Source organism: Streptomyces sp. NBC_00234, assembly GCF_036195325.1.
Taxonomy (GTDB): domain Bacteria; phylum Actinomycetota; class Actinomycetes; order Streptomycetales; family Streptomycetaceae; genus Streptomyces.
Window position 1 is genome coordinate 2,337,739 of record NZ_CP108101.1, and the last position, 20,904, is coordinate 2,358,642.

Here is a 20,904-nt window from a genome sequence, read left to right on the forward strand (position 1 = left end):
GGCCCTGCCGATCGCGGTGCCGGGCCCCGTCCCGCTCCGGCCGCGGGCGTACGCGGCGGGCTCCAGGACCACGCGGACCTCTTCGGTCCCCGGCTGCCGCCGGGACCCCTCACCCAGCGGAGAAGGAGCATCGGACCATGCCGGAGCATGACGGGACAGCGCACTACCTACGACGCCAGCACCCGACCGACGTCACCGGTTTCACCTGGGAGTTCACCGGGGACAGCCTGACCGTCCACGGCGACTGCCCGCGCTGCCTGGGCGAGAACAGCTACCAGCCGCCGGTCGAGGTACAGGTCGGTGTCACCAAGGGTCCCGGAGGTCCGGCGAAGGCCGCCCGCAGGGGCGGGGAGAAGACGTACATGACGTGCCGGTGCCCGTTTCCGCACCCCCAGGACACCCAGCAGAAGGGCGGTTGCGGCCTCTCCTGGGTCGCGGTGCGCCCGCCGGAGAGTGGCACCTCGTGAGCGGGGCCGGCCCGTACACGACGGACCAGCTGGACCGGGCCGACGCACGTCTCCAGGAGATCCTGGACGGGCAACTGGACATCGCACGCCGCCAGGCCGAGGGGTGGCGCAACTTCCTCACCCTGGCCACGGGCCTGCTGACCGCCGTCCTCATCCTGAAGGGCCGCGACAACGTCACGGAACTCACCACCGGCTACCGGCTGGCGGTGACCGCCCTCCTGGTCTGCGCCTTCGCGGGCCTCCTGGCCGCCGCGTACGCGGCGGTGTCCGCGGCGCACGGAAAGCCCGGGGACCATCTGGAGTACGCCGATGCGCTGCGCCTGCTCGACTGGGAGACGGAGGAGCGGAAGCGGATCGTGGACCGCATCCACTTCGTCCGCCGGGCGACCACCGGCGGCGTCTTCGCGGTCGTGGCGGCCGTGCTGCTCACCTGGACGGCACCGGCCGCCGAGGAGAAGAAGCCGGAAACCCAGCTCGTGACCGTACGGACCTCGGAGGGCCCGGTCTGCGGCGAACTCGTCGCGGTGGACGCCAAGGGCGTCACGGTCCGGGTGGTGCCCGCCACCGGAGCCAAGAAGAAGGAGAAGGCGAAGGAGAGCGGCGCGGACAAGGCGGGGAGCCCGGGCAAGAACGCGAAGCCCGGGGTCCTGCGCCATGTGCCGTGGGGACCCGGGACCACCGAAGCGGCCCCGGCCCCCACCTGTTGATCTGGATCAAAGGCCTCATCCAGGGCGCTGATTGATCACGGACTCGATACGTTCTCCAGGTGCGCGGCCTGGGCGGAGGGCTGGGTGTCTGTTCCCAGCCACTCGCAGAACAGGATGGTGGCGTCGTCCTGGAGTTGTCCGTGGTGGTGGTCCAAGACGGCGTGCACGACGCTGCGAAGGGTCTCGGGAACGGGTAGCCCGTCGGCGTGGCACCGGATGAGGAGTTCCACGAACCGGTCGAGGCTGAATTCCGGACCTCCCGCTCGTCGTGCTTCGGTGATGCCATCGGTGTACAGCACGACCAGGTCGCCGGGTTCCAGCTGTTCGCGGCACGGATGGACAGGCAGACCGAGGTCGATGCCCATGGGGAGGGCCGGCTCGCACCGCAACCTACTGTTCCAGCGGCCGGCCCGGATGATCAGGGGCAGGTGGTGGCCGCGGTTGACGAAAGTGAGCAGACCGGTGGCGGCGTTCAACTCTGCGAGGATGCCGGTGGCGTAGCGCTGGTGGTGGAACTGCTCGATCAGGTCGGCCTCGATCCGTTGGCTGGTCTCGACCAGATCGCATCCCTGGCGTCGGGAGTTGCGGCAGGTGGCCATGGCCAGGTTCGCAGTAAGCCCTGCTGCGGTGTCGTGGCCCATGGCGTCGAAGATCGACAGATGGACGTGGGCTCCGGCCGTCGCGTAGTCGTAGGCGTCGCCGCTGACGTCATAAGCGGGCTCCAGCGCTGCCGCGATGACAACCCGGCCGTCGGCATAGGTGCGCGGCGGCATGAGATTCCACTGCATCTCCGCGCCGACGGACATGGGCGCGGTCCGCGCGAGCCGGGCGTACGAGTCGCTGCGGTCCCGCTTGCTCGCGACGACCAGGGCGGTGAGTGCGGCCAATGCATCGGCGTCCTCGCGCACCATATCGTCCTCACGAGAGGTGCAGACCTTCATCACCCCGAGGCGTTCCATGCCGTTCAGCATCGGAACCCACCATGCGCGGACACCGTCGTCATTTACAGGTCCCGCAGGGAGGATCTCCCCAGTCCGGTAGGTACGTCCGGCCACGGTGCCGTCGATCCGCAACTCCGCCGGGTCGTCCCCGGGATCCTGGCCGGCATCCGGTCCTTTGCCGGTGAGCAGCCGCAGGCACCGCAGCTCCAAGTCCGACAGGTACACGAGCACAGTCGGGAATCCGGCGGGAGCGGCGCAGCGGTCCAGGGACTCGGGCAACGACTCCAGGGGCACGAGGTGGCTGGCCTCCAGCAGGTCGACCAGCATGCGACGTACCGTGCCGTCCCACGTTGTCATCCGGGCACCGCCGATCCTGGGCGCACACACCCACTGCTGACTCCAGTCTTGCGGCCGAAGCCGCTCCGCGCACCTTGGAGCAATTCGGAGGCGCCCCGTGCCGTACCGCGCAGCAGCCGCGCGCGAGCACGGCCACCCTCGGACGGCCAAACCTGCTCGGGTGATCTCCCCACACTTCTGATGCTTTCTGGCCTGTCCGGGTGGCTCGATGCGGCCTGGACAGCTGGGTGTCTGGCCGGCACCCGGTCAGACGCCTGCCGCAGGCGACGCGCTGACGACCACCGGACGCACATGAGCCAGCAGAAGTTCCAGGAACCGCTCCGGCCGTCGGAACGCCGCGAAGTGGCTGCAGTCCTCGATCAACGCGAAGCCCTTGACGGGCGCCTCGACGTCGTCAAAAAAGCGGCGGGCGAGCTCCGGCGACGTAAGCACGTCCTTCTCGCCCTGAACGATGAAGAAGGGGAGTTCGAACTTCGTCCCGTCCGCCCAGTCGTCGGACCCGGCGGTGGCGTGAGTGATCTGTTCCGAGAGGGTCATGCCCTTCACGAAGCGCCCCAGTTCACGCAGCGAGTGCAGCGGCGAGAACCACAGGGACCCCATGACGACCTTCTTCATCGTGTCCAGGGTCAGCGGGTCGCTGGTGGCCAGCAGCTTGGCGTGCATCGCGCGCTCGCGGGCCGTCCACCGCCGCTCATCGGGGTGGAGCGCCTCGACTACCGCCAGCTCCTTACGCTTTCCGGCCGCGCGCAGCCGGGTGAGCAGGGCTTGGTGTACGGAGTCGTCGCGGCCGGCGTCGTGGATGTTCTGGTCGGTGCCGACGTATGCGGAGTAGCGCTCGGGGAACTCGCGGGCGAGCCGCAGGCCGAAGGCACTTCCGTAGGAGAGGCCGAGCAGGACGATCTTGTCGGCGCCCAGGCGGGTGCGTATGTGGTCGGTGACTTCGATCGCGTCGCCGTAGATCCGGTCGAAGGTCATTTCGCCCTGTCCTTCCGGACCGCTGCGACCGAGGGTCTTGAGGGCACCGCGCATGTCCCAGCGGACGATCGTGAAGTGCTTCTCCCAGGATCTGGTGCGGGGTCCGAAGATCGCGGTCGAGGCTCCGGGGCCGCCGTGCAGTTCCAGGACGACCGGGTTCGAGAGATCCTCGCCGCGTACTGAGATCCACTGCTCGATGCCGCCGATGCGGACGAATCCCTGCTCGTCGATGCCGTTCGGGGTGTCGATCTTCATCAGTGAAGCGTTGCGGGATCGCTTGAGGGCGCGGTGGCCAAGGACACCGGCCGCGGGTGCGGCGAGGAGGACGGCTGCGGACGAGGCGGCGATGGTGGCGATCATGACGACTCCCTGGGTGTCCCGTTCGAGCAAACTGTATATGCCGTAAGCGGTTAGCTATACGTTATAAACAGTTAGGGTGGGGTGTCAACGGGGATCGGTAGAGGAGGCGCGGGTGGCCGCGAAGAAGGTCGGGAAGCAGGCCGACGTGAAGGCGAGCTTCGCGCTGCTCTGGGGCGAGCAGGAGCTGCCGAGCAGGGGCCCGAAGCCCTCGCTCAGCGCGGGCCGGATCGCGGAGGCGGCTATCGGGATCGCCGACAGGGAGGGCTTGGACGCGGTCTCACTGGCGCGGGTAGCCAAGGAATTCGGCGTCACCGCGATGGCGCTCTACCGGTACGTTCCCGGCAAGACGGAACTCCTCGACCTGATGGTCGACCTCGCGATCGGCCCCCCGGCCCCGGTCGCCGACATCCCCGGCGGCTGGCGCCCGCAGCTGACCGAGTGGGCCCGACAGTGCCTGGCGATGTACCGCCGCCACCCATGGGTCCTGACGGCGACCGGCATGCGCCGCCAGATCATGGGCCCACATCAACTCGGCTGGCTCGACTCGGCCTTGGCCGCACTGGCCGGTACGGGATTGCCGGCCACCCAGCGGCATGACACGTTCCTGCTGCTCGTAGGCCATATTCGCAATATCGCCCAGCAGTACGTCGACCACGACGCGGCGGCGAATGAAGAGTGGGCGCACCTGACGGCCGAGGTCTTGCAGCGGCACGAGGAGCGCTTCCCCGCCCTGACGGAGGCGATCGCGGCGGGCACCTTCGCTCCGCAAGATGGGAACCCGCTGGACTTCGGCCTGGAGCGGATCCTCGATGGGGTGGCAGTCCTGATCCCCTCGTGAGCGGTTCTATGCCGCTTTGCTCGTCTTCGGCCATGGCAGCATTCGGGGCCGGCCACGTCAGGTGTTGAAGTCGGTGCGCCGGACGGCGCCGCCTCTATCTGCACGGGTGAACAGGAGCTGGTGACGAGCGGGCCGTCCGGCCGCAGCCACGGCAGTGTCACACCTACGGGAGGGAACTTCTCCCGGTGTTGCTTGAGTGCTTCCCCTACTCGATCAGACAGGGGCACGTCGCGTTCCTTGTTGCGCTTCGGTGGGCCGAACACGAGGTGGCCGTTTGCAACCCTCACCTGGTACCCGATGTGCAGCGGGGTTATCCAGGACGGCTCCGACGCCGTGATCACACCAGCCACGCCATGATCGTTCCACCCAAGGGAGGCAGAGCGAGTGCTCTTCCACCCAAGTCCCAGCGGCCATCGGGCCTGATTCAGCACCGGACGGCCCACAGGCGGCCCAGGGCAGGTGAAACGCCTTCGGGCCGACGGTGCGACACCGTCGGCCCGAAGCCACGTGCATGCGCCCCAAGGCGCTGAGCTGCGGTTACAGCACCGGCAGCAGGTTCTTCAGCTCGAAGGCCGTGACCTCGCTGCGGTACTCCTCCCACTCCTGCTTCTTGTTGCGGAGGAAGAAGTCGAAGACGTGCTCGCCGAGCGTCTCGGCGACCAGTTCGCTCTTCTCCATGAGGGCGATCGCCTCGCCGAGGTTCTGCGGGAGGGGTTCGATGCCCATCGCGCGGCGTTCGGCGTCGGAGAGGGCCCAGACGTCGTCGTCGGCGCCGGCCGGGAGTTCGTAGCCCTCCTCGATGCCCTTGAGGCCCGCGGCGAGCAGCACCGCGTACGTCAGGTAGGGGTTGGCGCCCGAGTCGATCGAGCGGACCTCCACGCGGGCCGAACCGGTCTTGCCGGGCTTGTACATGGGGACGCGGATCAGGGCGGAGCGGTTGTTGTGGCCCCAGCAGATGTACGAGGGGGCCTCGCCGCCCGCGCCCGCGGCGCGCGAGGAGCCGCCCCAGATGCGCTTGTACGAGTTGACCCACTGGTTGGTGACCGCGGAGATCTCGGCGGCGTGCTTCAACAGGCCCGCGATGAAGGAGCGGCCGACCTTGGAGAGCTGGTACTCGGAGCCCGACTCGTAGAACGCGTTGCGGTCGCCCTCGAAGAGGGAGAGGTGGGTGTGCATGCCCGAGCCCGGGTAGTCCGAGAACGGCTTCGGCATGAAGGTCGCCTGCACGCCCTGCTCCAGCGCGACCTGCTTCATGACCAGGCGGAAGGTCATGATGTTGTCGGCGGTCGAGAGCGCGTCCGCGTACCGCAGGTCGATCTCCTGCTGGCCCGGTGCGCCCTCGTGGTGGCTGAACTCCACCGAGATGCCCATCGATTCGAGCATGGTGATCGCCTGGCGGCGGAAGTCCATGCCGACGTTCTGGGGGGTGTGGTCGAAGTAGCCGGAGTTGTCGGCGGGCGTGGGCCTGCTGCCGTCGAGCGGCTTGTCCTTCAGCAGGAAGAACTCGATCTCCGGGTGGGTGTAGAAGGTGAAGCCCAGGTCGGAGGTCTTGGCGAGGATCCGCTTGAGCACGTAGCGCGGATCGGCGAAGGACGGCGAACCGTCGGGCATGAGGATGTCGCAGAACATCCGGGCCGTGCCGGGCGCCTCCGCACGCCAGGGAAGGATCTGGAACGTGCCGGGGTCGGGCTTGGCGATCATGTCCGATTCGTACACCCGGGCGAACCCTTCGATGGCCGAGCCGTCGAAGCCGATGCCCTCGTCGAACGCCTGCTCCAGCTCCGCGGGGGCCACGGCGACGGACTTGAGGAACCCGAGGACATCGGTGAACCACAGCCGTACGAAGCGGATGTCGCGCTCCTCAAGTGTCCTGAGGACGAATTCCTGCTGCTTGTCCATAGCCACATCCTTGCAGTTCAGACGGTCTGTGCACCACCGCCCGGGGTAGGGGAGGAACTCCAGTATCACGACCCGGGATTTCACCCAGATTACGCACTCGGTGTGAGAGAGAGCACTCGGCCACCCACTACGATCGGCGCCCAAGGCGTGCAAGGGGGCCGGCGGCTTCGCAACCGCCCCCCGCACACCGGTCCCCGGACCTGATTTTCCCCTCTCCACCCCTTCGCAGAAGGACTGGCCGACATGAGTTTCGACCGCAGGACCCGCATAGAGCAGATGCGCAGTGCCGACCGCGCACGCGACCGCCGCAACCGGGTCGCCGTCATAGCGCTGAGCACCCTGGTCGTCGCCGGTCTGGTCGGCTTCGGCTCGTACCTCGTGCTGGACAGGTCCGAGGCGAAGGAGAAGGAGTCCGACGCGGTGGCGCAGGACGCCAAGCAGCCCGCGGAGGACAAGGCGGCACTGGCCGCGGAGCCCGTCAAGGACGAGAAGTCCTGGGACCCGAAGAAGCTGACCCGCAACCACGTCGCGGGCGAGGTGAAGTACGCCATGAGGCCGCCGGTCGGCGGTGACCACAACCAGGCGTGGCTGAACTGCGACGGCGTCGTATACGAGAAGGCCGTCCCCGACGTCAACGCGGTGCACGCCCTCGAACACGGTTCGGTATGGGTGACCTACAACGACCAGGCCGCCGAGGCCGATGTGCAGAAGCTCGCGAGCCGCGTCGACAGGACCCCGTACTCGCTGATGAGCCCCTACGCGGACCAGTCCGGGGCGATCATGCTGAGCGCCTGGGGCAAGCAGGTCACGGTGGACAGCGCCGACGACCGGCGGGTGGCCCAGTTCTTCGCGAAGTACGTGCAGGGCCCGCAGACCCCCGAGCCGGGCGCGCCCTGCACGGGCGGGATCGGGGCCGCCGGGTGACGCGGGGTCCCGACACCGGCGCGGAGCCGGCGGACGAGGGCGCGCGGCGCACCCGGCGCACCCGGTGGGTGGCGGGCTCCGCCGTCGCCCTCGCCCTGCTGTTCGCGGGGGCGGCGACGGTCGCCTCCGCGCGGGACGACGCGGCGGGCGGCCGGGCGGACGCGCCGGCGGTCCCCTCGGCGGGGTCGGCCGACGCGGGCTTCGCGCGCGACATGGCCGTCCACCACCAGCAGGCCGTGGAGATGTCCTTCATCGTGCGCGACCGCACGCGGGACGAGGACGTACGGCGTCTGGCGTACGACATCGCCAACACCCAGGCCAACCAGCGGGGCATGCTGCTCGGCTGGCTGGAGCTGTGGGAGCTGCCGAAGACCGCCCCCGACGGGCAGCCGCCGATGCACTGGATGGCCGGTGGACACGGCGGTCACGACGGGCACGACATGGGCGGCACTGCGGGGACGGAGGGCTCGGGGTTCACCGCCCACGACGGGGCCCTCATGCCCGGCATGGCCACCAGGACCGAGCTCGACCGGCTCCGCGCGGCCGACGGCAGGCAGGCGGAGATCCTGTACCTCCAGCTGATGACCGACCACCACGAGGGCGGTGTCGACATGGCCCGCGGCTGCGCCGGCCTGTGCACCGTCGGGGTCGAGAAGCGGCTCGCCCAGGGCATGGTCGACGCGCAGCGGTCCGAGCTGGACCTGATGGCGGACATGCTGAAGGCCAGGGGCGCGAAGCCCCGCCCCTGAGGCGTACGGTCACCGGCCGCGCCCACCCGAACGGGTGGCAGCGGTCGCGTGCCCCGGGCGGCCCCGTGACGATGGGGTGCGCTCGGGGTCGTACGCCAGTGCCTGCCGGCACCCAGGAGGAAATCCTTCATGACCACCGCCAAAGACATCATGCACACCGGGGCCCAGTGGATCCCGGCCCACGAGACGCTCGACCGCGCCGCGCAGATGATGCGCGACCACAAGGTGGGCGCGCTGCCCATCTCCGCCAACGGTGAGCAGGACCGCATGGTCGGCATCCTGACCGACCGCGACATCGTGGTCGGCTGTGTGGCGATGGGCCGCGACCCGTCGAAGGTGACCGCGGGCGAGCTCGCCCAGGGCACGCCGCGCTGGATCGACGCGGACGCGGGCGTCGAAGCGGTGCTGGAGGAGATGCAGCAGCACCAGATCCGCCGCCTCCCGGTGATCGAGAACAAGATGCTGATCGGCATGATCAGCGAAGCCGATCTGGCGCAGCACCTCTCCGAGGAGCAGATCGCCGGCTGGGCGGAGAAGGTCTACTCGCGCAACTGACGCGCCCCCGTGACAGCCGTGGCCCGGCACCCCTGGCGAAGGGGGTGCCGGGCCACGGTTCATATACCCGGAGGGGGTAGGGTGTCCGGCGTGGAGCGGAAGAGGAGCGGGGCATTCGGGCAGTGGCTGCTGCTCGTCGCGCTGCTGTTCGGGATCGCCACGATGCACACCGTGGGACATCCCGCCGAGCACTCGCCGCCCGGGACCACGGCGACCGTGGCGCACGGAGGCCACCCGGAGGCGGAGACCGCCCCAGCGGGTTCCTCCGCACTCCCCCGCCCGGCCGCTCCGGACGCCGACGCGCCGCCGATGAGCGGCATGGACCCGATGGCCGTCTGCCTCGCCGTGCTGAGCACCTGGGCCGTGGCCTTGATCGCCCTCCGGCTGCTCGGGCCGCGCCGCTCGGGCCCCCCGAACGACGGCGCGGCCGTGCGGCTGCCGCTCGTTCCCTGGCCGAATCCGCCACCCCGCAGGACCCTTCTCACCAGTCTGTCGGTGCTGCGCATCTAGGAGCGGGCGTCCACCTCCGCCCTCCTCCAGCACACCGACTTCTTTGAGGTGCACTCAGCCATGTCCGCACAGCACACCCGCCGAGCCGTGCTCGGTTCCGGAATCGCCCTGGCCGGTACGGGCGTTCTCGCCGCCTGTTCCGGTGGTACGCCGACCCGTACGGCCTCCGGCGCGAAGACCGGCGACCGGTTCGTGTCGCCCGACGGCAAGGAGGTCGCGGCGGCCGAGGCCGGGCGGGGCTCCGGCCCCGTACGGAAGGTCTCGCTCACCGCGACCCCGGCCCGCCTGGACCTGGGCGGCGGACGCACGGTCCGCTCCTGGGCCTACGGAGACCGGCTGCCCGGCGCCGAGGTCCGGGTGACCGCCGGCGACACCCTGGCGCTCACGCTCGCCAACCATCTGCCGCAGCCGACGTCACTGCACTGGCACGGCCTCGCCCTGCGCAACGACATGGACGGGGTCCCGGGTCTGACGCAGCGGAACATCGCACCGGGGGCGGACTTCACCTACCGGTTCGCGGTTCCGCACCCGGGCACGTACTGGTTCCATCCGCACTCGGGGGTCCAGCAGGACCGCGGGCTGTACGCGCCGCTGATCGTCGAGGACCCGAAGGAACCGCTCGCGTACGACAGCGAGTGGGTCGTCGTCCTCGACGACTGGGTCGACGGAGTGGACGGCTCGACACCCGACGCGGTCCTGGCCGAACTCGGCAAGGGCATGGGCGGGGACGGTGGGGGCGACGGCGGCACGGAGCACGGCGGGCACGACATGTCGCAGATGTCCGCGCGGGCCGAGGGCGACGGGCCCTCGCGCATGATGATGGGCGCCACCAGCGAACTGCTCGGCGGCGACGCGGGCGACGTCGCCTATCCGTACTACCTGGTCAACGGCCGTACCCCGCAGTCGCCTTCGTCCTTCACCGCCCGGCCCGGCGACCGCATCAGGCTGCGCATCGTCAACGCGGGCGGCGACACCGCCTTCCGGGTCGCGCTCGGCGGCCACCGGATGACCGTCACACACACCGACGGCTTCCCTGTCCGGCACACGGAGACCGACGCCCTGCTGCTGGGCATGGGCGAGCGGTACGACGTGCTGGTCACCGCCGGGGACGGGGTGTTCCCGCTGACCGCGCTCGCCGAGGGCAAGAAGGCGTCGGCGCTCGCCCTGCTGCGTACGGGCGGCGGCGCGGCGCCCGCCGCCTCCGTACGGCCGAAGGAGCTGGACGGGAAGCTGGTGACGGCCGACCGGCTGGTTCCGGACGCGTCCGTCGCGCTGGCCGCGCGCGCACCGGACCGTACGATCCGCATCTCGCTCACGGGTTCCATGGCGGCGTACGACTGGGCCTTCGACAGGGAGCCGTACCGCGCCGGCCGGCGTCATCCCGTGGAGGCCGGGGAGCGGGTCAGGCTGGAGTTCCACAACACCACCGCGATGTGGCATCCGCTGCATCTGCACGGCCACACCTTCGCGCTGGCCGGCGGTGCGGCGGGGGCCCGCAAGGACACCGCGGTGATCCTGCCGAAGCGTCCGCTGACGGTGGACTTCGACGCCGACAACCCGGGCCTGTGGATGCTGCACTGCCACAACGTCTACCACGCGGAGGCGGGCATGATGACGGTCCTCGGCTACCGGCGCTGACCCCCCGTCCTGGCGGTCCGGCCCCGCATTCTGCCGGTCCGCCAGGACATCGCGTCAGAAAGACGATTAGACTGGGCGGCGTGCCTCAACTACGCCTCGCACTGAATCAGATCGACTCGACGGTCGGCGATCTCGCCGGAAACGCCGAGTCGATCGTCCACTGGACCCGGCACGCCGCCGAGCAGGGCGCCCATCTCGTGGCGTTCCCCGAGATGGCGTTGACCGGCTATCCCGTCGAGGATCTGGCCCTGCGGTCGTCCTTCGTCGAGGCGTCGCGCGACGCGCTGAGCGCGCTCGCCGCCCGCCTCCTGGCGGAGGGCTTCGGCGAGCTGCCGGTCCTCGTCGGCTATCTGGACCGTTCCGGCAAGGCCCAGGCCCGGTACGGCCAGCCGGCCGGGTCCCCGCAGAACGCAGCCGCGGTGCTGCACCGCGGGCGGATCGCGCTGACCTTCGCCAAGCACCACCTGCCCAACTACGGCGTCTTCGACGAGTTCCGGTACTTCGTGCCGGGCGACTCGATGCCCGTCGTGCGGGTCCACGGCATCGATGTGGCACTCGCGATCTGCGAGGACCTCTGGCAGGACGGCGGCCGGGTGCCCGCCGCGCGGTCCGCCGGGGCCGGGCTGCTCCTGTCCGTCAACGCCTCGCCGTACGAGCGGGACAAGGACGACACGCGGCTCGAACTGGTCCGCAAGCGGGCCCAGGAGGCCGGCTGCACCACGGCGTACCTCGCGATGATCGGCGGCCAGGACGAGCTGGTCTTCGACGGTGACTCGATCGTCGTCGACAAGCACGGCGAGGTGATCGCCCGCGCCCCGCAGTTCGCCGAGGGCAGCGTGATCCTCGACCTGGAACTGCCCGCCGCCGCGGCGGAGGCGCCGTCCGGGGTCGTGGACGACGGGCTGCGCATCGACCATGTGGTGCTCTCCGAAGAGCCCCTTCCGGCGTACGAGCCGGAGCTGCTGGGCGGCTATGCCGAGCGCCTCGACGACGACGAGGAGCTGTACTCGGCGCTGGTCGTGGGGCTCCGCGCGTACGCCGCGAAGAACGGTTTCAGCAGTGTGCTGATCGGGCTCTCCGGCGGCATCGACTCGGCGCTCGTCGCGGCCATCGCGTGCGACGCGCTCGGGGCGCAGAACGTGTACGGCGTCTCGATGCCGTCGAAGTACTCCTCGGACCACTCCAAGGGCGACGCGGCCGAGCTGGCCCGGCGCACCGGGCTGAACTTCCGCACCGTGCCGATCGAGCCGATGTTCGACGCGTACATGGGCTCGCTGGAACTGACCGGGCTCGCCGAGGAGAACCTCCAGTCGCGGCTGCGCGGCACGATGCTGATGGCCCTCTCCAATCAGGAGGGCCAGATCGTCCTCGCACCGGGCAACAAGTCCGAGCTGGCGGTGGGGTACTCGACGCTGTACGGGGACTCCGTCGGCGCGTACGGCCCCATCAAGGACGTCTACAAGTCCTCGGTGTTCCGGCTCGCGAAGTGGCGCAACCGGGCGGCGGAGGAGCGGGGGCAGACGCCGCCGATCCCCGAGGCGTCGATCACCAAGCCGCCCAGCGCCGAACTGCGGCCGGGGCAGGTGGACACGGACTCGCTGCCCGACTACGACGTACTGGACCGGCTCCTGGAGCTGTACGTGGACCGGGACCAGGGGCGGGACGCGATCGTCGCGGCCGGCTTCGACGAGGCGCTGGTGGCGAAGACGCTGCGGATGGTGGACACCGCGGAGTACAAGCGGCGGCAGTATCCGCCGGGGACGAAGATCTCGCCCAAGGGGTTCGGCAAGGACCGGCGGCTGCCGATCACGAACCGGTGGCGCGAGTCGGGGTGACGGGACGGGCACCGGGGCGGTGACGGGCCGGTGCCGCCCCGGCGGCCGGTCCGTCCCCGGCGTTCGAGGACGGGCCGGCCCGCGCGGGGCGGGTGGTCAGTGGGCTTCCGCCCGGGCTCCGGATTCCGCTTCGTGTGCCGGGACGCGGTCCCCGCCCGCCACGACCCGGGACGCACCCGGCGTACGGTCCAGAAGACCGGCCGTGGCCGCGATCCCGAGGCCGACCACCGCCAGCACCGCGCCCACGAGGGCCGGTGACGTCCAGCCCCAGCCTGCCGCGATCGCCACGCCGCCGAGCCACGCGCCGCCCGCGTTGGCGAGGTTGAAGGCCGAGTGGTTGGAGGCGGACGCGAGCGTGGGCGCGTCCTTGGCCTTGTTCATGACCAGCATCTGCAGCGGTGTGGTCGTCATGAACCCGACCCCTCCCAGCAGCACCACCATGACCAGCGCCGCCCACTGCACATGGACGGTGAAGGGGAAGACGACCAGGACGACGGCGAGCGCCGCCAGCGACCCGTACAGCGTGGGGCGCAGGGCGCGGTCCGTGAGCGGTCCGGCCGCGAGCGCGCCCAGGGTCATCCCGATGCCGAACAGCGCCAGCACCAGCGTCACGGAGGACTCGCCGAAGCCCATCGCCTCGGTCGTCATGGCCGAGAGGTAGGAGTAGACGGCGAAGACCCCGGCGAAGCCGAAGACCGCGGTCAGCAGCCCGAGGAGCACCTGACGGTTGCCCAGCGCCCGCAGCTCGCGGCGGACGTTCTGCTGGGCGTCGAGCGGAATCTGCGGGACGAGGCGGGCGAGGGCGGCCATCGCGCACAGTCCGATCACCGCGACGACCAGGAAGGTCGCCCGCCATCCCAGGTGCTGGCCGAGCAGCGTGGCCGCCGGTACGCCGACGATGTTGGCCACGGTGAGGCCCAGGAACATCGTCGCGACGGCCCGCGCCCGGCGTCCCTCCGCCACCAGCGTGGCGGCGACGACCGCGCCGACGCCGAAGAACGCGCCGTGCGGCAGCCCGGCGAGCAGCCGGCCGGCGAGCAGCCAGCCGAAGCCGGGGGCGAGCGCCGAGGCCAGGTTGCCGACCGTGAAGAGGGCCATCAGGAGCAGGAGCATCCGCTTGCGCGGGATGCGGGAGCCGAGGCCGGTGAGCAGCGGGGCGCCCAGGACGACGCCGATCGCGTACGCCGATACGAGGTAGCCGGCGGTGGGCACGGACGTACCCAGGTCGTCCGCGACATTGGGCAGCAGGCCCATCATCACGAACTCGGTCGTCCCTATGCCGAACGCGGAGACGGCCAAGGCCAGCAGGGCCAGAGGCATGGGGAGAAGAACCTTTCGGCGACAACAAGGGCGGGGGTGCCGGCCTCATTGCCGGGATCGGTTAAGTAATCAACCGGAACAAAGTGTCGCAGACGGACGATGCCGCGAGGTGAACGGGCCGTTGCGTCAGAGTTCGACGCGCGCGGCGATCGGGAGATGGTCGCTGTCCGTCGCCGGGAGCGACCACGACGACAGGGGCTCGACGCCCTTCACCATGATCTGGTCGATGCGCGCCATCGGGAACGAGGCGGGCCAGCTGAAGCCGAAGCCGTCGCCCGCCGCGCCCTGTGTGGAGCGCATCTGGGAGGTGACGGCGTTCAGCGAGCGGTCGTTCATCGTGCCGTTGAGGTCACCGAGCAGGACGACGCGTTCGAGCCGTTCGTCGGCGATGGCCTCGCCGAGGGCGTCGGCGCTGTTGTCCCGCTGGTTGGCCGTGAACCCGGCCTTCACCTTCACCCGCACGGACGGCAGGTGGGCCACGTACACCGCGATCCGGCCCTCCGGAGCGGCGACCGTGGTGCGCATCGCCCGGGTCCAGCCCATCTTGATGTCCACGGGACGGGTGTCACTGATCGGGTACTTGCTCCACAGCCCGACGGTGCCCTGCACCGAGTGGTACGGATAGCGGGCGGCGAGCGAGGTCTCGTACGTCGCCACCTGGCCGCCCGGCAGCTCCTGGAGGGCCACCACGTCCGCGCCCGAGCCCGCCACCTGCTGCGCGGTGCCCGCGGGGTCGGGGTTGTCGGCGTTGACGTTGTGGGTGGCCACGGTGAGGTCGCCGCCCGCGCCGGACTTGTCGGTGAGGAGGCCGCCGAAGAGGTTGAGCCAGACCACGACCGGCAGCAGCAGCGCCACCAGCGCGGTCGCGGAGCGCCGTACGAGACCCAGGACCAGCAGCACGGGGACGAAGACCGCGAGCCACGGCAGGAACGTCTCGGTGAGGCTGCCCAGGTTGCCGATGGTGTTCGGGATCTCCGCGTGGAAGATCATCAGAAGGGTGATGAGGACCGAGCAGGCGGCGAGAACGATCCCGCGCCGCCAGATCCCGCGGTCCGCCGTCCATCTCTCGCGCAGGCCCTGGAAGCGGGTTCCGGTGTGGGGCGGCTCCACGCTGCCGTTGCCGGTGTCCGCTCCGTACGCCTGAACCATCGCGCTGTCCTCACTGCCTTGCCCTACACATCGCCGCGCCCCACGACCCTAGGCGATGGGCGGCGTTTTCCCGCCGTCCACGACGGCCGTACGCACCACAGGACGACCGGGGCGGCGCCGCGGGTTCCGTTCAGGACACGGCTGCGGGGCCTTGTGACAGAACGATCACACTCGCGCGAGCCTTCGGCGCGTCAGCTGTGACCTGCGGTTACGGGGGCCAGGCCCTGGAGGAGGGTCCTGATGATGCGGTCGGCGAGGTCCTCGGGCAGCGGCGCCTCGGGCCGGTGGACGGTGCGGACGAGCATGGGGCCGAGGAAGAGGTCGTCCATGAGCTCCACGTCGAGGTCGTCGCGCAGCTCACCGGCGTCGACGGCGCGCCGCACGGCCGCGAGCATGGCCGCCCGGCGCGGTGCGATCACCGTGCCCTGGTACTCGGCCCACAGCTTGGGGTGGCTCTTCATCTGCGCGAAGACGTTGTGGAGGATGACGGAGGACCGCTGGGCGAGGCCACGCGTACGCATCGACTCCAGCAGGAGCCGCAGGTCGTCGAGTCCGGCGGTGCCGGAGACGGCGGGCTCGGCGGGCTCGATGTCGCGCAGGACGTCGACGAAGAGCTCCTCCTTGCCGCTCCAGCGCCGGTAGATGGTGGCCTTGCCCACTCCCGCGGTGCGGGCGATGCGCTCGATGGACAGACCGGCGAGGGGTTCGCCAGCCTCCAGGAGTTCCACGACGGCGTCCAGGATCGCCCGCTCCGCCGCGGCGGAGCGGGGGCGGCCTCGGCGGGGTTCGGGGTCCAGGCCGTCGGCCTGGTCCGGTGCCGGGTCCTGTGCCTGCACGTGGTTCACCTCTCGCCGCACCGTTCGCCGTTCGACGCTCGCCCCGATTCTCGCCGACTCGCGCCGGGTGGGGCGACCGCCGGGTCCGGGCGCGGGGACGCGCCGGGGACCGGACGCGTCCGGAGCATCGCTTTCGGACACCTGCTTCGGAGTCGGCCGCTTGGGGGTCAGTCGCCGGACACGCTCGACGACGCCGGGCGCCCGGCTTCCGTCACCGCTCCGTCGCCGGCCGCCGGTCGGGCCCGGACTTCCTCCCGTACCGGCTGCTTCCCCGGCAGGAACAGGGCGACGACCACGGCGCCGACCAGGGCGACGGCCGCCGAACCCAGCGCGGTCACGTGCATCGCCCCGATGAAGGCGTCGTTCGCCGCCGCCACCAGCGGCTTGCCGGCCGGGCCGAGCTTCGCGGCGACACCGAGGGTCGCCTCGATGGACTCCCCCGCGACCTCCCTGGCCCCGGCCGGAACGCTGCCGAGGTGGCCCTCGATGTCCCCCCGGTAGACCGTGGAGAGCACCGAGCCGAGCACGGCGATGCCGAGCGCCCCGCCCACCTGCCGGAAGGTGTTGTTGACGGCCGAGCCGGAGCCGGCCCGTTCGATGGGCAGCGCCTGCATCACGGCGACGGTGACCGGCGGCATGATGTGCGCCATCCCCGTGCCCTGGACGAAGAAGACCAGGCACATCACCCAGACCGGCGTACCCGCGCCGAACAGCGCGAACGCCGCGAGGCCGGCCGCCACCAGGAGCATGCCGACGGTGCACACGGCCTTGGCGCCGAACCGGTCGACGACGAGGCGCGCCCGCGGCGCGAAGACCATCTGGGCGACGGCGAGCGGCAGGATCAGCAGCCCCGACTGGAGGGCGCTGTAGCCGCGGACGCTCTGCAGGTAGAAGGCCGAGAAGAAGGTCACCCCCATCAGGGCGAAGAAGACCAGGGCGATCGCGGCGACGGCGGCGGAGAAGGCCGGCTTCCTGAAGTAGGAGATGTCGATGGCCGGGTGGCTGCTGCGCTTCTCGTGCCAGACGAAGCCGGCGAGCACCAGCAGGCCGCCGAGCAGCGGGGCGAGCACGGTGACGTCGGTGAAGTCGGCCAGTTCGCCGCCGCGGATGATCCCGTACACGAGCAGGACGAGGCCGACGATCGAGAGAGCGACGCCGGCCGGGTCGACCTTGCCGGGCTTCGGGTCCCGCGAGTCCGGGACGAGGAGCACCATCGCGACCAGCGCGACGACCACGACGGGGACGTTGACCAGGAAGATCGAGCCCCACCAGAAGTGCTCCAGGAGCAGGCCGCCTGTGATCGGGCCGATGGCGATGCCGAGTCCGACGCTGCCCGCCCAGATGCCGATGGCCTTGGGCTGCTCGTCGCGCTCGAAGACGTTCATCAGGACGGCGAGCGTGGCGGGCATCACGAAGGCCGCGCCGAAGCCCATCAGCGCGCGCCAGGTGATGAGCTCGCCGGGCGAGGAGGAGAGTGCGGCGAGGGCCGAGCCGATGCCGAAGACGACGATGCCGAAGAGGAGCACCTTCTTGCGGCCGACGCGGTCACCGAGGAGTCCCGCGGTGAAGAGGAGTCCGGCGAAGACGAGCGTGTAGGAGTTGATCGCCCATTCGAGCTCGCTCTGGGTGGCGCCGATGCCGGTGGGCGCGGGGCTGGCGATCGTCTTGACCGCGACGTTCAGGATCGAGTTGTCCAGCACCACGATGAGCAGGCTGAACATGAGGACGGCGAGGATCGCCCATCGGCGGCGGTGGATCGCCTCCGGGACGCGGGGCACGGCGGCGGGAACGCCGGAGGGTATGGACATGCCGAGGAGCCTAACGCCTTTTCGATACGAGACCGTCTCGTATTGGAAAACCTTTGCCAGGGAAGGTCCCCCGTGGGGCCACTTCACGCGGACCGCGACGGGATGCCACCATGGAAGCGATCCGGGGACGCCGTCAGGGCGCCTCGAGATGACGAAGGAGCCGTTGGCAATGTCGCTTCAGGCTGCGCACAACCAGTCCGCCACTCCCCCCGCGGGACCCGCCGAGAACAGCAAGGCGCTGTACGGAGGCACCTCCACCCGCCGCATCACCGTCCACGACATCGCCGCCGCCACCGTGCGCGGCGAGAAGTGGCCCATGCTCACCGCGTACGACGCGATGACCGCGTCCGTCTTCGACGAGGCCGGCATCCCGGTCATGCTCGTCGGCGACTCCATGGGCAACTGTCACCTCGGCTACGAGACCACCGTGCCCGTCACGATGGACGAGATCGCCATCCTCTCCGCCGCCGTCGTCCGGGGCACCAAGCGTGCCCTCGTCGTCGGCGACCTGCCCTTCGGCTCGTACCAGGAAGGGCCCGTCCAGGCACTGCGCAACGCCACCCGGCTCGTCAAGGAGGCCGGCGTCGGCGCGGTCAAGCTGGAAGGCGGCGAACGCTCCCACGAGCAGATCCGTCTGCTGGTCGAGTCCGGCATCCCGGTCATGGGCCACATCGGCCTGACCCCGCAGTCCGTCAACGCGATGGGCTACCGGGTGCAGGGCCGCGGCGAGGAGGCCGCCCAGCAGCTGCTGCGCGACGCCAAGGCCGTGCAGGACGCCGGGGCGTTCGCCGTCGTCCTGGAACTCGTACCGGCCGAGCTGGCCGCCGAGGTCACCCGCACCCTGCACATCCCGACCGTCGGCATCGGCGCCGGGGCGGGCACGGACGCCCAGGTCCTCGTCTACACCGACATGGTCGGCCTGACCGGCGGCAAGGTGCCGCGCTTCACCAAGCAGTACGCCAACATGCGCAAGGTGCTCGGCGACGCCGCGAAGGAGTTCGCGGACGAGGTCGTCGGCGGGACGTTCCCGCAGCCGGAGCACACGTTCCACTGACCCACGGACCACATCCCGCACCACCGACAGCCCGCCGGCTTCCCCCTCCGGCGGGCTGTCGGCCCGCTGTCGGGAAAATATCGGTGCGCTGTCAGCGGCGGATGGTCCCATGGTCCCCATGACGCGAAACGACAAGAACCCCAGGCGCGGCGGGAACGCCGTCGAAGTGAGGGGCCTGGTCAAGCACTACGGAGAGACCAAAGCACTCGACGGAGTCGACCTCGACGTGCGCGAGGGCACCGTCCTCGGTGTGCTCGGCCCCAACGGCGCGGGCAAGACCACCCTCGTACGCTGCCTCTCCACCCTGATCATCCCGGACGCCGGACACGCCGTCGTCGCCGGCTACGACGTGGTGAAGCAGCCGCGGCAGCTCCGCCGCACCATCGGTCTGACCGGCCAGTACGCCTCGGTCGACGAGAAGCTCTCCGGCTGGGAGAACCTCTACATGATCGGGCGGCTGCTCGATCTGCCGCGCAAGACCGCCCGCGCCCGCGCCGACGAGCTGCTGGAGCGGTTCTCGCTCACCGAGGCGGCCAAGCGCCCCGCGATGGACTACTCCGGCGGTATGCGGCGCAGGCTGGACCTGGCCGCCTCCATGATCGGCAGCCCGTCCGTCCTCTATCTGGACGAGCCGACGACCGGGCTCGACCCCCGCACCCGTAACGAGGTCTGGGACGAGGTGCAGCGCATGGTCGCCGAGGGGGCGACCGTCCTGCTCACCACCCAGTACATGGAAGAGGCCGAGCAGCTCGCCAACGAGCTCACCGTCATCGACAAGGGAAAGATCATCGCCCGCGGCGGAGTCGACGAGCTCAAGGCCAAGGTCGGCGGCCGGACCCTGCAGATCCGCCCCTCGGACCCGGCGGACCTCGCCGCGATGGCGCAGGCCGTCCGGGAGGCCGGTCTCGACGGGATCGCGGGCGCGCAGGCCGTCCCCGACGAGGGCCTGCTGTACGTACCGATCCTGAGCGACTCACAGCTGACGGCGGTCATCGGACTGCTCGGCACCCGGGGCTTCTCGCTCGCCCATGTCGCCACCGCACTGCCCAGCCTGGACGAGGTGTTCCTCGCCATCACCGGTGAGAAGAGCTCGCACACGACCGACACGATTCCCGAGGAGGTCGCGGCATGAGCACGGCGACTCTGACGCCCACCCCCACCGGAACCACGCCGGTGAAGACCGTCTCCGACGAGGGGCGGATCGGGCTGCGCGGCAATCTGCGGCACATCAGCGCCCTGGCACGGCGCAATCTGCTCCAGATCAAGAAGGATCCGGAGTCGATGTTCGATGTGCTCCTGATGCCGATCGTCTTCACGCTGCTCTTCGTGTACGTCTTCGGCGGGTCCGTCGGCGGGAGCATGGGCGGCGGCCGGCAGGAGTACCTCAACTACCTGGTCCCCGGCCTGATGGCCATGATGGGGATGAACATCGCCTCGGCGGTCGGCACGGGAGTCAACGACGACTTCCGCAAGGGCGTCATGGACCGGTTCCGTACGATGCCGATCGCCCGCTCCTCGGTGCTCATCGCGAAGATCGTGGTCGAGCTGGGCCGGATGATGGTCGCCACCCTCATCCTGCTGTGCATGGGCTTCGCGCTCGGCATGCAGCTCGGGACCTCGGTGCCCGGCCTCCTCGCGGCGGTCGCGCTCTCGGCGGTCTTCTCCGCCGCCATCATGTGGATCTTCATCCTGCTCGGCCTGGCCATGAAGACCGCGCAGGCCGTCCAGGGAACGGGGTTCCTGGTGCTGATGCCCCTGCAGTTCGGCTCGTCCATCTTCGCCCCGCCGCAGACGATGCCCGGCTGGCTCCAGACATTCACCGACTACAACCCGCTGTCCAACCTGGCGGACGCCGTGCGCGGACTGATGATGGGCGGGCCCGTCGCCCACTCGGTGTGGATCACGCTCGCCTGGGCCGTCGGCATCACCGTGGTGACGGCGCCGCTCGCCGTCAGCAAGTTCCGCAAGAAGACCTGACCGCC

At 70.3% G+C, this 20,904-nt stretch carries 19 protein-coding genes; 12 read left to right on the forward strand and 7 right to left on the reverse strand.

Annotated features, from left to right (window positions below):
• The first annotated feature begins 137 nt into the window (after positions 1-137).
• On the forward strand, positions 138-467 hold the full coding sequence (locus OG230_RS10145) for a hypothetical protein (RefSeq protein WP_328909832.1): 330 nt from the start codon (positions 138-140) through the stop codon (positions 465-467).
• Entirely contained in the window at positions 464-1,174 is a 711-nt protein-coding gene (locus tag OG230_RS10150; protein ID WP_328909833.1) for a hypothetical protein, read from the forward strand. Before OG230_RS10145 ends, OG230_RS10150 begins: the two co-directional genes overlap by 4 nt.
• A gap of 35 nt (positions 1,175-1,209) precedes the next feature.
• Here OG230_RS10150 and OG230_RS10155 read toward each other — a convergent pair whose 3' ends face one another.
• On the reverse strand, positions 1,210-2,442 hold the full coding sequence (locus tag OG230_RS10155; RefSeq protein ID WP_328909834.1) for a PP2C family protein-serine/threonine phosphatase: 1,233 nt from the start codon (positions 2,440-2,442) through the stop codon (positions 1,210-1,212).
• 276 nt (positions 2,443-2,718) lie between these two features.
• Complete coding sequence (locus tag OG230_RS10160; RefSeq protein WP_328909835.1) at positions 2,719-3,807, reverse strand: alpha/beta fold hydrolase; 1,089 nt, start codon at positions 3,805-3,807, stop codon at positions 2,719-2,721.
• Positions 3,808-3,919: 112 nt separating this feature from the next.
• Here OG230_RS10160 and OG230_RS10165 point away from each other — a divergent pair, with 112 nt between their 5' ends.
• Positions 3,920-4,645 carry a TetR/AcrR family transcriptional regulator gene (locus OG230_RS10165; RefSeq protein WP_328909836.1) on the forward strand — a complete coding sequence of 242 codons (726 nt, stop codon included), beginning with the start codon at positions 3,920-3,922 and terminating at the stop codon, positions 4,643-4,645.
• Positions 4,646-5,182: 537 nt separating this feature from the next.
• Here the strand turns inward: OG230_RS10165 and glnA are convergent.
• On the reverse strand, positions 5,183-6,544 hold the full coding sequence (gene glnA / locus OG230_RS10170; protein ID WP_328909837.1) for a type I glutamate--ammonia ligase: 1,362 nt from the start codon (positions 6,542-6,544) through the stop codon (positions 5,183-5,185).
• A 243-nt stretch (positions 6,545-6,787) separates the two neighbouring features.
• Between glnA and OG230_RS10175 the strand changes: the two genes are divergently transcribed.
• The 6 genes from OG230_RS10175 to OG230_RS10200 all read left to right on the forward strand — a co-directional run bounded on the left by OG230_RS10175 (position 6,788) and on the right by OG230_RS10200 (position 12,755).
• Positions 6,788-7,468, forward strand: coding sequence for a DUF3105 domain-containing protein (locus OG230_RS10175; RefSeq protein WP_328909838.1), 681 nt, complete (start codon positions 6,788-6,790; stop codon positions 7,466-7,468).
• A complete protein-coding gene (locus tag OG230_RS10180) occupies positions 7,465-8,217 on the forward strand; it encodes a DUF305 domain-containing protein (RefSeq protein WP_328909839.1) in 753 nt (250 codons plus the stop codon). Before OG230_RS10175 ends, OG230_RS10180 begins: the two co-directional genes overlap by 4 nt.
• 129 nt (positions 8,218-8,346) lie before the next feature.
• Positions 8,347-8,772 carry a CBS domain-containing protein gene (locus OG230_RS10185; protein WP_328909840.1) on the forward strand — a complete coding sequence of 142 codons (426 nt, stop codon included), beginning with the start codon at positions 8,347-8,349 and terminating at the stop codon, positions 8,770-8,772.
• A 90-nt stretch (positions 8,773-8,862) separates the two neighbouring features.
• Positions 8,863-9,282, forward strand: a complete 420-nt coding sequence (locus tag OG230_RS10190) for a hypothetical protein (protein ID WP_328909841.1) — start codon at positions 8,863-8,865, stop codon at positions 9,280-9,282.
• A 60-nt stretch (positions 9,283-9,342) separates the two neighbouring features.
• On the forward strand, positions 9,343-10,920 hold the full coding sequence (locus tag OG230_RS10195; RefSeq protein ID WP_328909842.1) for a multicopper oxidase family protein: 1,578 nt from the start codon (positions 9,343-9,345) through the stop codon (positions 10,918-10,920).
• An 80-nt stretch (positions 10,921-11,000) separates the two neighbouring features.
• Positions 11,001-12,755 carry an NAD+ synthase gene (locus tag OG230_RS10200; protein WP_328909843.1) on the forward strand — a complete coding sequence of 585 codons (1,755 nt, stop codon included), beginning with the start codon at positions 11,001-11,003 and terminating at the stop codon, positions 12,753-12,755.
• A gap of 96 nt (positions 12,756-12,851) precedes the next feature.
• Here OG230_RS10200 and OG230_RS10205 read toward each other — a convergent pair whose 3' ends face one another.
• The 4 genes from OG230_RS10205 to OG230_RS10220 form a co-directional block, all read right to left on the reverse strand.
• A complete protein-coding gene (locus OG230_RS10205; RefSeq protein ID WP_328909844.1) occupies positions 12,852-14,075 on the reverse strand; it encodes an MFS transporter in 1,224 nt (407 codons plus the stop codon).
• Positions 14,076-14,201: 126 nt separating this feature from the next.
• Complete coding sequence (locus OG230_RS10210) at positions 14,202-15,224, reverse strand: endonuclease/exonuclease/phosphatase family protein (protein WP_328909845.1); 1,023 nt, start codon at positions 15,222-15,224, stop codon at positions 14,202-14,204.
• A 191-nt stretch (positions 15,225-15,415) separates the two neighbouring features.
• Positions 15,416-16,060 (reverse strand): TetR/AcrR family transcriptional regulator, encoded by a 645-nt coding sequence (locus tag OG230_RS10215; RefSeq protein WP_328909846.1) that lies wholly within the window; start codon positions 16,058-16,060, stop codon positions 15,416-15,418.
• A gap of 167 nt (positions 16,061-16,227) precedes the next feature.
• A complete protein-coding gene (locus OG230_RS10220; RefSeq protein ID WP_328909847.1) occupies positions 16,228-17,868 on the reverse strand; it encodes an MFS transporter in 1,641 nt (546 codons plus the stop codon).
• Between the two features lie 169 nt (positions 17,869-18,037).
• Between OG230_RS10220 and panB the strand changes: the two genes are divergently transcribed.
• The 3 genes from panB to OG230_RS10235 all read left to right on the forward strand — a co-directional run bounded on the left by panB (position 18,038) and on the right by OG230_RS10235 (position 20,899).
• Positions 18,038-18,922, forward strand: a complete 885-nt coding sequence (panB, locus tag OG230_RS10225; protein ID WP_328909848.1) for a 3-methyl-2-oxobutanoate hydroxymethyltransferase — start codon at positions 18,038-18,040, stop codon at positions 18,920-18,922.
• A 109-nt stretch (positions 18,923-19,031) separates the two neighbouring features.
• On the forward strand, positions 19,032-20,054 hold the full coding sequence (locus tag OG230_RS10230) for an ATP-binding cassette domain-containing protein (protein ID WP_328909849.1): 1,023 nt from the start codon (positions 19,032-19,034) through the stop codon (positions 20,052-20,054).
• The gene (locus OG230_RS10235; protein WP_328909850.1) at positions 20,051-20,899 is read left to right on the forward strand and encodes an ABC transporter permease; all 849 of its coding nucleotides are present in this window, start codon (positions 20,051-20,053) and stop codon (positions 20,897-20,899) included. The genes OG230_RS10230 and OG230_RS10235 overlap by 4 nt, the downstream gene beginning before the upstream one ends.
• Positions 20,900-20,904: the final 5 nt, after the last annotated feature.